General features: G+C 43.2%; 10 protein-coding genes. 4 read left to right on the top strand and 6 right to left on the bottom strand.

The genetic code is table 11. The annotated features are described in order from the left end of the window. Positions 1–318 precede the first annotated feature (318 nt). Positions 319–453, top strand: a complete 135-nt coding sequence (locus Q0541_RS06030; RefSeq protein ID WP_298906993.1) for a hypothetical protein — start codon at positions 319–321, stop codon at positions 451–453. 90 nt (positions 454–543) lie between these two features. Here the strand turns inward: Q0541_RS06030 and Q0541_RS34325 are convergent, their stop codons facing one another. From Q0541_RS34325 to Q0541_RS06010, 6 genes are all read right to left on the bottom strand, one after another. Then, a complete protein-coding gene (locus Q0541_RS34325) occupies positions 544–648 on the bottom strand; it encodes an AraC family transcriptional regulator (RefSeq protein WP_366941821.1) in 105 nt (34 codons plus the stop codon). Next, a complete protein-coding gene (locus tag Q0541_RS34320; RefSeq protein ID WP_366941819.1) occupies positions 608–784 on the bottom strand; it encodes a helix-turn-helix domain-containing protein in 177 nt (58 codons plus the stop codon). The genes Q0541_RS34325 and Q0541_RS34320 overlap by 41 nt, the downstream gene beginning before the upstream one ends. Positions 785–1,195: 411 nt before the next feature. Next, on the bottom strand, positions 1,196–3,823 hold the full coding sequence (locus Q0541_RS06025) for a TonB-dependent siderophore receptor (RefSeq protein ID WP_298906991.1): 2,628 nt from the start codon (positions 3,821–3,823) through the stop codon (positions 1,196–1,198). Positions 3,824–3,874: 51 nt separating this feature from the next. Further along, positions 3,875–5,014, bottom strand: a complete 1,140-nt coding sequence (locus tag Q0541_RS06020; protein ID WP_298906990.1) for a PepSY domain-containing protein — start codon at positions 5,012–5,014, stop codon at positions 3,875–3,877. A gap of 111 nt (positions 5,015–5,125) precedes the next feature. Further along, positions 5,126–7,774, bottom strand: coding sequence for a TonB-dependent siderophore receptor (locus tag Q0541_RS06015; RefSeq protein WP_298906989.1), 2,649 nt, complete (start codon positions 7,772–7,774; stop codon positions 5,126–5,128). A 66-nt stretch (positions 7,775–7,840) separates the two neighbouring features. Beyond that, positions 7,841–8,917, bottom strand: coding sequence for a helix-turn-helix domain-containing protein (locus tag Q0541_RS06010; RefSeq protein ID WP_298906988.1), 1,077 nt, complete (start codon positions 8,915–8,917; stop codon positions 7,841–7,843). 744 nt (positions 8,918–9,661) lie between these two features. Between Q0541_RS06010 and Q0541_RS06000 the strand changes: the two genes are divergently transcribed. The 3 genes from Q0541_RS06000 to Q0541_RS05990 all read left to right on the top strand — a co-directional run bounded on the left by Q0541_RS06000 (position 9,662) and on the right by Q0541_RS05990 (position 12,978). After that, complete coding sequence (locus Q0541_RS06000) at positions 9,662–9,841, top strand: hypothetical protein (protein WP_298906987.1); 180 nt, start codon at positions 9,662–9,664, stop codon at positions 9,839–9,841. Between the two features lie 262 nt (positions 9,842–10,103). Then, positions 10,104–11,495 carry a malic enzyme-like NAD(P)-binding protein gene (locus Q0541_RS05995; protein WP_298906985.1) on the top strand — a complete coding sequence of 464 codons (1,392 nt, stop codon included), beginning with the start codon at positions 10,104–10,106 and terminating at the stop codon, positions 11,493–11,495. Positions 11,496–11,796: 301 nt separating this feature from the next. Then, positions 11,797–12,978, top strand: a complete 1,182-nt coding sequence (locus Q0541_RS05990; RefSeq protein WP_298906982.1) for an acyl-CoA dehydrogenase family protein — start codon at positions 11,797–11,799, stop codon at positions 12,976–12,978. The last annotated feature ends 153 nt before the right edge of the window (positions 12,979–13,131 follow it).

The following is a 13,131-nucleotide window of genomic DNA, read 5'->3' as shown; positions in this document are numbered from 1 at the left end:
AGGCGCACCTGGAGAATTTGCAGCAGAATAGCACGAATTTGTGTAGTATTCGACATCAAACAAATTCTCAGCGTTAATTGCTACTTCCCAGTTATTGCGTCGGTAAAATAGAGCCGCATCGAATCGAGTGTAGGCAGGTAGCTTGAAGTTTGGCGGATCAGATTGATCGAAGTCACTTGTACAACTTCACCTTTCTGGCTTTGGGCTGGCGGGTTCTGCTGTTGTATCTGAGCAAACCATTCTTTGACCGTTCTTGCAGAACGGTTCAGTTCTTGCACACTTTGAATTTCAGTTACTTGCTTTGCCTGAGTTGGTTGTATGACAACAGCAATAAAAAAACAGGAAATAAATAGCGATGTCTACGACGGGCTACGCCTACGCAACAGTTTCATCACTCCACACACCCAACCAGATTTTTCACAACAGAGTCGATTACTTGAGAATTATTTTTAAATAACTCTATTTAAGAGAATACCAAAATTTGAGCGAGCGCATAAATACTGAAACCGGATTTTTTAAGACGGAATCGGGATGTATTTTTTGCTATAAATATTTTTGCTGACGATATTCTCTGGGAGTGATACCAAATTGCCGCTTAAATAGATACCTAAAATGACCTATATTCTCGTACCCTACTTGAGAAGCAATTTCTGCAACTAGTGAAATTAGTGTCTCGCAGTAGCCGTTGTGCTTGCTCTAGCCGCAAAGATTGCACATATCCCAACACTGTAGTCCCAAAAACTTCTTTAAATGCCCGCTTGAGCTTAAAGTCATTGAGTCCGATTTCTTTGGCTAGATTTAATAGAGAGGGTGGATTGTGGAGCGTTTGATTTAAAATAGCTTTGGCGTAATATAAACGTTGAATTTCATTGGGACGGAAATAAAGTGATCGCTCTTAATATATAGCAATCCTAAATCACTCGTGAAAAGTTAGATCCCCGACTTCTTAGAGAAGTCGGGGATCTGGAGACCACGAATTTGAACGAAATCAGATAGGATTGCTATATTACATCTGTGCAATGACTGATGGTTTCTGCTGCGATCGCGCCAGTAATTTTGTGAAGATCAAAGTTAACCCGCTTGGGATGAGCATTCCACTTAATTTTGAAGCCGGAAATTAACCGACGCCAACCCGGCCACTGTTCTTGTGAAAAATTCGATATGGAAATCAGCCTGAATCAGCATAAAGATTGAATTAAAACTCCACAGAAATTGTGCCCTGTAAGGTAAATGGTGCTTGGGGGAAAATAAGAGGCCAATTGGTTTCGTAATATCTGACATTAAAGATATTCTTGAAATTGAGTGCAGCTCGCCAATTATCACGTTTATAAGAAATGACAGCATCAGTTCTGACATAGGAAGGAAGGGTAATAATCGGGTCAAAGTAATCATTAACCCGATCGCCCACATAAAATATACCTCCTCCAAACTGTAACCCTTTCAAACTCCCTTTTTGAATCTCGTAGGTTGTCCACAGACTTGCACCCTGACTAGGAATAGCTGGCAAAGCCCCCCCGATGATTGTCGAATTGCTGTCTTTGCTGGTATAGGTATCGTTGAGATACGCAGAAGCAATAACTTTCCAACCAGGTGAGATTTCGCCGGCAATATCGAATTCAATTCCTCGGCTTTTGACTTCTCCCAAAGCGATTGAGTATTGAGGATTATCAGGGTCTGTGGTAGGGATGTTTGTTTTGGCAATGTCATAGGCTGCTAGTGATGATATCAGCCGTCCACCAAAAAGCTCGGCTTTGACACCAACTTCATACTGTGTACCACGAGAAGGCTCTATTTGCGTCAGGTCTGCTCTTAGGGTTCCTAAGTTGGGTGTAAAAGAGCGACTGTAGCTGGCGTAGAGCGAGATGGGTTCGATTGGTTGATAAACAATGCCTACGCGCGGGGAAAAGGCTTGGGAGTCGGAACCGGACTTTTGCGGTTCGCTAGGGATGCTAATGTCAGCAATACTGTCACTGTCTGTGCTGATAAAGTCATATCTGCCACCTACAAGCAACTTGACATTTGGCAGCAATGTCACCTGGTCTTGCAAGGCAATTCCGACAGTATCAGTGTTACTGTTACCATTTGACGTAGTAACCGCAGGAAAGGGAAAGCCATAGACCGGATTGTAAATGTTTATCGATGGATACCCCTCAACAGAACTAAAGTCAGTACTATCACCAAAACTTGGTTTCCATTCTAATCCTGCTAACAGTTGATGCTCAATGGAACCAGTTTTAAATTTAGCAATTAAATCGGTTTGCAGAACGAGGTTGGTGGAATTAGAATCACCACCGTAGAAGTCTCGCAATACTGTTTGACCATCTTCGGCAAAAGCATACTCATTGACCACAGCACTGTAATAATGTTCAAACTTCGCCTCAAACCGGCTCCTGATCTGGAGATGATCATTAAACTGATGGTTGAGCGTTAAATCGATTTGATGGCTTTCAATGTCTTGAGCGGCATTGTAATCATTTAAAGAAAGATTGATCGGCAGATTAAACGATCTAGGGTCGTTAGGAAAACCGCGATCAAAACTGGAGTTAAAATTGAGATATTCATAGGCGAAATCCAGGGTTGTTCTATCGCTGATTTTGTAGGTAAACGCAGGAGAGATAAAGAAAACCTTGTTGAAAACTAAATCCCGAAAGCTATCGGAATCCTCGTAAGAAACATTCAACCGATACAATAACTTTTTATCGGTCGTCAGCGGTCCAGACAAATCAATCGCCCCATTGTAATAGTTGTAGCTTCCAGCAGTGAAATTAGCAGCATAATAGGGGTTGCTCAAAGGTTTTTTCGTGACATAATTGATCACTCCACCCGGTTCCACCTGTCCATATAGCACTGAAGCCGGACCTTTGAGTACCTCTACCTGCTCAATATTGGTGGCATTGGTGAAGATAGACGTAGTGGTAAATCCATCTTTTAAAGAGTTGGCATTAAAGCCGCGAATGTTAACACCGTTTTCGGAATTGCCATACCCCGTTGTAAAGGATGTACCAGACACATTGCGAACAGCATCATTAATCCGCGTGATTCCCTGATCCTTGATCACCTGTTGGGGAACTACCTGAATCGACTGGGGAATATCACGTAAAGGTGTATCAGTCCTGGTTGCAGTACTCGCTTCTGGCACAGTGTATCCATCTTGTTCACCTGTCACTACAAGCTCAATCGGTTCGTCACCTTCTGCTGATGGAAGACTAGGCTGTGTCTGTTGTGACCTCTCCCCTTCCCTCGGTGGCGGGGTGGGGTTTTGCTGCTGCGGCTGTGTGTCAGGTGCAGCACTAGCCACAGAGAAGATAATACCCTCATCTGCACTGTCAAACAATTCAACAATTGGTACACCTGCTTCCCCCGTCACCGTCACCCTGATAGTATTATCATCAAAGTTTGTTACTGTTATCTCACTAACCCCTGCAATTGGTTTTTGGGAGCGGAATGTGAATGCCTCGCTATTAGGTAAACGCAGTTGGGCATTGGGAATATCAGCAATAAAGTTATTACCCAAACTGCGATTCACTACTTGCAATTGTTGCCCTTTTGAGGTCTGTAAAACCACCTCCACACCCGAAGAGGTGGGATTTGCCTTCACTGAAGTCACTTGTATAACTTCATCTTCCTGATTTTGGGCTGGTGGGTTCTGCTGTTTTATCTGAGCGAACCATTCTTTGACTGTTCTTGCAGAACGCTTTAGTTCTTGTACACTTTGAATTTCAGTTACTTGCTTTGCCTGAGTTGGTTGTATGACTACAGTAATAAAAAAACAGGAAATAAAAAGCGATGTCAACGACGGGCTACGCCTACGCAACAGTTTCATAACTCCACACACCTAATCGTATTTTTCAAAACAAAGCTGATTATTTAAGAATTAGTTTATATAACTCCGTTTATGAGAATAATCATCTTTCTGCTTGCGTTTGTGAACCCACCACATCACAAAGCCAGTAATAAATAGAATTAACGGAGCCAGACCAACGAAGACGTAAAGAATGCGGGTAGGTAAACCGCCGAAGATGCCGAAGTGCAGTGGCTGAAAGGAATTGAGAATCTTATCGCCTAACGATGCCTTTAACGAATTATCAACTCGTAAAACCTGACCGCTGTATTGATCGAGATAGACATTGCTCATACCGTATTCCTCCCGCTCTTGGGGGAGCTTCATCCGCAATCGCAGAGGCGCTTTCGGGTCTTTTGTTAAGTCAATGCTCCGCAATGCTCCGTCGGGCAGGGCAAGTTGAGCCGTTTTCATCTGCTGGCTGAGTGGTCGGGGCGATTGACCTGCTAACGGCTGGGAAACAAGCTCAGGAAGCGATGGACTGAAGGTGATGGCACGAATCAGAGGGTCAACATAGCCCAAATTCCAGGCAAATCCAGTGAAAAATGTCAACAGTAAAAATATAGCGGCAGTAATACCTGATACCTTGTGTAGATCAAAGTTAAGGCGCTTGGGGTGGGCATTCCACTTAATTTTGAAACCTGCCATCAGCTTGCGCCAACCGGGCCACAAAATAATTCCCGTGATCGCAACAATGGACATCCCTAAACCCACTACACCGACAATCTGTAAACCCAGATCGCCTAATTTTAATGAGGTGTGGAGTTGATAAACAATCTGGAGAAAGCGCTGTACGGCGTTGGGATGCAGACTGTCGCCCAGAATTACCCCTGTGTAGGGGTTGACGTAGACTTCTACCCAATCGTTGCTCGGAACTGAGATGACGACATCAAATAGATCATCCGGTTTAGAAGGGAAATAAACCCTTTGGAATGCCATTTGAGGCTGGTTGGCATAGGCAGCTTTGACAAAATCTAGGATAACTTCCAACGATAAGCGTTCGCCCTGGGGAATAATACTGCCAAACTGTTGATGTCGTTGAAAGTCATTGATTTCGCCCTGGAAGACGATCAGGCTCCCAGTTAAGCCAACTAAGATGGCAATTGGTGCGATCGCTAAACCAATATAACGGTGCAGGGTAAATAGGAAATTACGTAGTTTTTTATTACTCAAGGTAGACGCTCCTTTGCACAAGCTCAGGCTTGATGAATCAGTAGGATACTCCTTGTCCCTTTTCAAGTATTCTTGTAAAAAACCTACACTTGTCAGAGGGTTAGGGTGGGGTCAAAAGGTCACTGAAATTGTGCCCTGTACGGTAAATGGTGCTTGAGGGAAGGTGAGATAGTCGTTTGATTCGTAATATTTGACATTGAAGATATTCTTAAAATTGAGCGCAGCTTGCCAGTTATCCCGTTTGTAAGAGATTAAGGCATCGGTTGTGATATAAGACGGTAGAGTAAACGGATCATCGAGGTTGGCAGTGCGATCGCCTTTAAAAAACAACCCCGCACCAAACTGTAATCCTTGCAAGTTACCCTTTTGAAATTCATAAGTTGTCCAGAAACTCGCGCCATGATATGGTGCATTTGTCAGATGGCGACCTTCGGGAAGTCCGGCATAACCTTTACTAACATAAGCATCATTGAGAAAACTAGAGGCAATCACTTTCCAACCCGGTAAAATTTCCCCGGCTACATCCAGTTCAATTCCTCGACTTTTCACTTCTCCAATTGCAATTGAGAATTGGTCGTTGTTAGGGTCTGTAGTGGGGATATTTGTTTTAGCAATGTCATAGGCTGCAAGGTTTACTGAAAGTCGCTTGTCTAAAAGTTCAGCCCTGATGCCGACTTCGTACTGTGTACTGAATGAAGGCTCTATTTGCGTCCGGCCTACTTTTAGAGTCCCTAAGTTGGATACAAAAGAGCGATTGTAGCTGGCGTACAGCGAAATCGGTTCGATTGGTTGATAAACAATCCCTACACGCGGTGAAAAGGCTTGAGAGTTAAATCCAGACTTTTGCGGCTCATCAGGAATACTAAAATCTTCAGTGGTTGTGTCAGCAAAGTCATATCTCCCGCCTAAAACTAACTTCAGATTGGGCAACAATGTCACCTGGTCTTGCAGATAAATTCCTATGCCGTTATTTTTAGTGGTATAAGGGCCGCTATAGATGCGCTCAGGCAAGAGAACGTTATAGTTTGGCTCAAAAATATCTATCGAAGGGAAATCATCAATACCATAAGCGTTATTGGTATCAGAGGTGCTATGGCTCCAGTCCAGACCTAACAGCAGTTGATGGGCGATCGCACCCGTGTTGAATTTACCAATTAAGTTGGTTTGCAGAGCATAACTTTGTGTATAATTCGGACCATCACCATACTGCTGTCGCGGCAACGTTCGACCATCCTCTAAAAGAGGATTGCCAATTTGGGTAACTTTTTCACCACCTTCATCAAATTGTGCGGAAAATCTGCTTCTCAGCCGCCAATTTTCACTAAACTGCTGATTGAGTGTTAGCGCAAGGCGATGGCTTTCAGTATTGGAAAAATCATCCGGTTGATTTAAAAGGCGATTTCTGGGCAACGTTAGATAGATTGCTTCTGGACTAAAGCCTCGGTCAAACCCTTGTTTAGAATTCAGATATTCATAGGCGAAGTCTAGGGTTGTGGCATCACTAATCTTGTAGGTGAGAACCGGAGAAATATATAATATATCGTTTTCAATGTAATCCCGATAGCTACCAGAATTTTCATAGGAAATATTCAAACGATACAATAACTTTTTATCGGTCGTGAGTGGCCCAGATAGATCGATTGCAGGATTGTAGTAATCGTAGCTGCCAGCCGTGAAACTAGCAGAATAATAAGGATTGCTTAAAGGTTTTTTCGTCACATAATTTACCAGACCACCCGGATCTCCTTCTCCATACAGTACTGAAGCTGGACCTTTGAGCACTTCCACCTGTTCAATGTTGGCACCATTAGGAGAAAGTAAATTAGTACCAGTAAACCCATCTACTAAGCTACCGGCGAAAAAACCGCGAATCCTGACTTCACCGAAAAGATTGCCATAGCCTCCTCCTATCTGAGTACCAGATACATTGCGAACCGCATCCACAATCCGAGTAATTCCTTGATCCTTGATTACCTGTTGGGGAACCACCTGAATCGACTGAGGAATATCACGTAAAGGTGTATCAGTTAAAGTTGCAGTACTTGCATCTGGCACAGTGTATCCATCTTGCTCACCTGTAACCACAAGTTCAATTGGCTCATCACTCTGTGTTAATGGAAGACTAGGCTGTGTTTGTTGTGACCCCTCACTCTGTCCTGAAGGGGTGGAGTTTTGCGTTTGAGGCTGTTGCTGCGGCTGTTGTGCAGAAGATGCAGAACTAGCCACAGAGAAGATAATACCCTCATCCGGACTGTCAAACAACTCAACAATCGGTACATCGGCTTCCCCCGTCACACTCACCCGGATAGTAGTAGCATCAAAGTTTGTTACCGTTATTTCGCTAACACCTGCAATTGGTTTAGTAGAGGGAAATGTAAAAGCGTCACCGTTGGGTAAACGCAGTTGGGCATTGGGAATGTCAGCAATAAAGTTATTGCCATTCGAGCGATTAACTACTTGCAATTGTTGCCCAAGGGATGTCTGTAAAATCACCTCCACACCCGAAGAAGTGGGGTTTGCCTTGACTGAAGTCACTTGTATAACTTCACCCCCTTGATTTTGGGCTGGTAAAGGGGGGTTCTGCTGTTCTATTTGAGCAAACCATTCTTTGACTGTTTTTGCAGAACGGTCTAGTTCTTGCACACGATGAATTTCAGTTACTTGCTTTGCCTGAGTTGGTTGTATAACCACAGCAATAAAAAACCAGGAAATAAACAGCGATGTCAACGACGGGCTACGCCTACGCAACAGTTTCATCATTCCACACACCCAACCGGATTTCTCAAAACAGAGTCGATACTTGAGAATTATTTTATGTAACTCTGTTTATGAGAATACGAAATTCAGGTAAGCGCAAATATCTGAAACCGGATTTTTTTTTATCGGAATCGGGATGTCCTTTTTGCTACAAGCCTTTTGCTGACGATATTCTCTAGGAGTCATGCCAAATTGCCGCTTAAACAGATGGCTAAAATGACTCGTACTTTCGTATCCCACTTGATAAGCAATTTGTGCGATCAGCAAATTAGTGCTTCGGAGTAGCTGTTTTGCCTGCTCTAGCCGCAGGGATTGCACATATCCCAATACTGTAGTCCCAAACACTTCTCGAAATCCGCGTTTGAGCTTAAAGTCATTGAGTCCGATTTCTTTGGCTAAATTTAGTAGAGAAGGTGGATGTGGCAGCCTTTGATTTAAAATAGCTTTGGCGTGATGCAAACGTTCAATTTCATCGGCACGGAAATAAAGCGATCGCCCCAATACCTGATGATTTTCCCCCCATTGTGCAATCTGAAGTGTCAGTAGTTCTAGCACTTTTGCTTCTAAATACATTTGTCTAAGTTTTTCTCGAAACGGACACTGCAATATTTGTTTGAGTACTAACCACATTGCAGGTGTAGTTGCTTCTAACGGCTGATGGAAGCGCTCTTTTATGGGATTTTCTCTCAACTGCTCTAGCAAAGTAGGCAACTCTTCAAAGCTTCCTTGGAAACTGTCAAGTAAATCCGGATACCAATAAATACTGATACACTGAGTGCGTTGGTTTGCATTAAAATGTTCAAACTCCCGAACATCAGGCAAGCAAAATAAGTAGTTATAACCCGCAACTTCTTCATAATCGTCACTGACTCCGGGCACATTTGGTGTAACAGTTCTGACACCACTAGAGAGAAAAAATTTAGATGTCAGCAAAGGTGAGTCATCGTGTTTTTGCTCAAAAATTACTGGTTGAGAATACTCATTGTCATGAATTCCTAGCCCAAGATTATGGCGAAGCCCAGTCCAGTGAAAGCTGTATTTACCAAACCAAGTAGACAATTGTGATTTTCCTTCATAGTCATTAAACAACTGCACATCTTGGCAAAATTCCCCAAAGTCTTCTGTCCCAGTTAGACGAATAGTCATGATAATACTCTCAACTACTTATTGAGAAATAGTATCCATTAGTAGGGAGAGTAATGTCTACAGCAAGCCCTACGGGTGACGTTCCTGCGTCGCTCTAAGCGAACGCGAACAGCGTCTCATTTGAGGCTGGTTGGTATAGAGCGATCGCCTGTTGACTACTAAAATTTCTTTATAACTCCCAGGAAATTGACCCCACCACCGTCAACGGATCACCTGGGAAAACCCGTAGCCTGCTCTGGGAAGTCTCAAAATAGTCAACGTCAAACAGATTCCTAACATTGACTGAGGCTCGAAAACCTTCTTGATTGTAGAAGATGTCAGCATCTGTGCGTAAATAACTTGGCAGAGCAAACGAGTTGTCTAAGTCTCCCTAGCGATCGCCTGACTCCAACTTCCGAAAAAAGACCAGCACAAATTTGTTTTCCTGCATGAGTAAGCAAAATAGCTGCCCCTTTGATTTTTTAAGTCTTTTTCAAGCTCTTTAATATAAGACTCTAGAAAGATGTCTGCACTACTACTTTTACTCAAGCAGAGGTTTGGAGCCGAGGGCAAGGCGGAAGTCAAAAGAATTGTATTCCGGACTTTTGCGCCATTTCAAATCTCTAAAACGCCCATTCCATAATACTTTTGACTTTTGACTTTTGAACGCCAGTTGCTTCAAGTCGGCAGAGCCGCCCAACGCACTAGCTCCTTTTGACTTCCGCCTTGCGGTACTAGTCTAATCATCGTCATGTAGTCTGTTCTATGTCTAACCGCGCCAATTTGGGTATAGAAGTAATGCACGAGCGCAATGCTTACAACTTTTCCCTGGATTTGGTTGCTGGTGAGGCAGTACCTGTGGCAACGATGTCTACGACGGGCTACGCCTACGCGCCTGTAATTTACGCTCTCTGTCTAGAGGGCGCTTTTTTCATGAAACTATAGTTATACAAATATTTACACAGATAAAACATTAAAAAAATATCTGGTGTATTTGGGTACAATTACTAAATTGTTACTTATTTATATTAGTAAATGCATTGGTATAAATAAAAATAATTATCAAAACTGTGAGTAGTGAGTAAACTAACTACTGAGGGTTCCCGCAGGAGTATACATTCATTGTGTTTCCACTGACTACAAATCTCAGATTTTAGTTTTCGTCTCAATTCAATATAAAATCTAAAACTTAAAATCCAAAATCAACATGGCAAACCTAACTCCTAATTCTAGTTTTAGTTTGACGCTGCGCTTGCAGATTCCCAATCGTGTGGGGATGTTGGCGTCGATAACCCAGGCGATCGCTACCACTGGCGGTAATCTTGGTCAAATTGATTTAATCGAGCAAACCCGCAAAGAGTCTACCCGCGATCTGACTGTGGATGCTGCTAGTACTGAACACGCTGAAACCATTGTGCAAGCAGTGAAAGCATTGCCTGATATCAAGTTACTCAGTGTCTACGATCGCACCTTTAATTTGCATCGCGGGGGCAAAATCAGCATTACCAGCAGAATTCCCTTAAGAAGTGTGTCCGATCTAGCAATGGCTTACACGCCCGGAGTCGGTCGAATTTGTACAGCGATCGCTCAAGATCCAGAGGAGGTTTACAAATTAACCATTAAACAAAACACTGTTGCGATTGTTACCGATGGTAGTGCCGTTTTGGGTTTGGGAAATCTTGGCCCAGCAGCATCTCTCCCAGTCATGGAAGGCAAAGCAATGCTATTTAAAGAATTTGCTGGGCTAGATGCTTTTCCCATTTGTCTCGCCACCCAAGATACAGAAGAGATTATCCAGACAGTTAAGAATATCGCTCCAGTTTTTGGGGGCGTGAATTTAGAGGATATCGCTGCACCTCGCTGCTTTGAAATTGAAAAGAGATTGCGCCAGGAGTTAGATATCCCCGTTTTTCACGATGACCAGCACGGTACAGCAATTGTTACCTTGGCCGCATTGTTTAATGCCTTAAAGCTGGTAAATAAGTCAATGGCCCAAATCAGGATCGTGATTAACGGTGCTGGGGCGGCTGGAGTGGCGATCGCTCGATTACTGACCAAAGCTGGGGCAGAAAAAATCTGGATGTGCGACTCTAAAGGGATTATCTCTACTAGTCGCACCGATCTAACAGAAGAAAAACTTGAATTTGCCGTGAAAGCTCAGGGTACATTAGCGGGTGCAATGCAAGGGGCAGATGTGTTTATTGGTGTCAGCGCACCGGGAGTTTTGACACCAGAAATGGTGCATTCAATGGCGAAAGATGCAATTGTATTTGCAATGGCAAATCCGATTCCAGAAATTCAGCCAGAATTAATTAGTGAATATGTTGCTGTGATCGCTACTGGTCGCAGTGATTACCCAAATCAAATTAATAACGTCCTCGCTTTTCCTGGAGTATTCCGTGGTGCTTTAGATTGTCGGGCCCAGGCAATTACCACCACAATGTATCTGGAAGCCGCAAGTGCGATCGCCTCCTTAGTCAAGCCTTCAGACTTGGATCGGGAACATATTATTCCTTCAGTCTTTGATGAGCGCGTCGTCACTGCTGTTGCTGCTGCTGTGCAACGTGCAGCGCGTGAAGAAGGTATTGCTCGGAATTAATTAACTAAAAGAATGACTCTTGTGGGATAAGCATCTCGCCCGTCCCACAGCACATTCTTCTATGCAATCTCCTTGCGATCGCTGCTAATACCTATTCAATGGTAGAACGCAAGATTATCAGCGAAGAAGATTTGCAATATTTCCTGTCGATTCATCCATTGGAGTTATACACCAGCCTGAATCGTGACTTCTTCAAAGATACGGCTTAAAATTCTGTCTCTGATTGCTACCTAATTGTTGAAACAATAACATGTCATGATAGTTTATCCTGATTATTTCAAAAGTTAAGGATGATTTGATTATGGTGCTAGATATTACAAAACCAAAGGATTACATTAACGTAGCATCTTCTTTGTCCAAAGAACTTGCTCAATCCGCAGTTGAACGGGATGCCCAAGCTGGAGTTCCAGAAGAAGAAATTAATAAACTGCGTGAAAGTGGTTTGTTACCGCTGATTGTCCCCAAGCAATATGGTGGGATTGGCGCAACTTGGATTGATGCCTTAAAAATTGTCAGAAAACTGTCAAAAGCAGATGGTTCAATTGGTCAGTTATATGGTAATCATCTCAACTTGACGACTTTGGGTCACGTTTTGGGCACACCAGCCCAAAAAGAAAAATATTATAGAGAAACTGCTAAAAATAACTTATTTTGGGCAAACGCCATGAATCCGCGGGACACTAGGCTGAAAATTAACCCAGAAGGCGATAATTTTCGGGTTAATGGTGTTAAAAGCTTTGGCACAGGAATTTCCGTTGCAGATTTGCGGGCATTCTCCGCTTTGGAAGATGGCGTAGAGTTGCCCTTCATATTCATAATTCCCAAAGACAGGGAAGGGTTAGTTTCTAATCAAGATTGGGACAACATCGGGCAACGTCGCACTGATAGTGGTAGTTATACATTTAACAATGTTCTAGTAGAGAAAGATGAGATTTTGGGGCCACCCAATTCCCCTGATACTGCCTTCTCAACTTTTCTTGCTATTATTGCCCAGCTAACAAAAACCAACGTTTTTCTGGGAATTACTAAAGGAGCCTTCGCGGCGGCTCGTGAGTACACTAAAACTACTACTAAAGCGTGGATTACATCAGGGGTAGATAGTGCTACTCAAGACCCATATATTCTGCATCATTACGGAGATTTTTGGATTGAAATCCAAGCTGCGATCGCTCTAGCTGACCAAGCAGCCGAGAAGCTGCAAGCAGCATGGGAAAAAGATGCAGCACTCACTTATCAAGAGAGAGGAGAAGTTGCGATCGCAGTTTTCGCAGCCAGAGGATTAGCTAGCCGTGTAGGTATAGATATTACCAATCGCATCTTTGAAGTTACCGGAACTCGCGCCACTGCAACCAAATATGGATTTGACCGTTACTGGCGGGATTTACGAACCTTTACTCTCCACGATCCTGTGGACTACAAATTGCGAGCGATCGGCGATTGGGTACTCAACGATCAGCTACCCGTAATCACGCAATATTCTTAAATTAAGCTGTCTACTCGCCCTCTTGTAGGGTGGACTTTAGACTAAAAAGCACAAAATTACTCAGGAAGTTGAGTTGAGAAAAATCAATGCAAATAATCTAAAAGGTGAGAAAGAAAGCAGATTTAGGCGCTGTTTTAGGTGAAGAAGTAGGCT

The organism is uncultured Nostoc sp. (assembly GCF_937863485.1).
Lineage (GTDB): Bacteria > Cyanobacteriota > Cyanobacteriia > Cyanobacteriales > Nostocaceae > Nostoc.
This window is presented reverse-complemented; position numbering and strand designations above follow the sequence as displayed.

What these genes read in the sequence shown, in the direction of transcription:
- Q0541_RS06030 (WP_298906993.1), top strand. Translation starts at nt 319, where the DNA reads ATGACAACAGCAATAAAAAAACAGGAAATAAATAGCGATGTCTACGAC.
- Q0541_RS06025 (WP_298906991.1), bottom strand. Translation starts at nt 3,823, where the DNA reads ATGAAACTGTTGCGTAGGCGTAGCCCGTCGTTGACATCGCTTTTTATT.
- Q0541_RS06015 (WP_298906989.1), bottom strand. Translation starts at nt 7,774, where the DNA reads ATGATGAAACTGTTGCGTAGGCGTAGCCCGTCGTTGACATCGCTGTTT.
- Q0541_RS06010 (WP_298906988.1), bottom strand. Translation starts at nt 8,917, where the DNA reads ATGACTATTCGTCTAACTGGGACAGAAGACTTTGGGGAATTTTGCCAA.
- Q0541_RS06000 (WP_298906987.1), top strand. Translation starts at nt 9,662, where the DNA reads ATGTCTAACCGCGCCAATTTGGGTATAGAAGTAATGCACGAGCGCAAT.
- Q0541_RS05995 (WP_298906985.1), top strand. Translation starts at nt 10,104, where the DNA reads ATGGCAAACCTAACTCCTAATTCTAGTTTTAGTTTGACGCTGCGCTTG.
- Q0541_RS05990 (WP_298906982.1), top strand. Translation starts at nt 11,797, where the DNA reads ATGGTGCTAGATATTACAAAACCAAAGGATTACATTAACGTAGCATCT.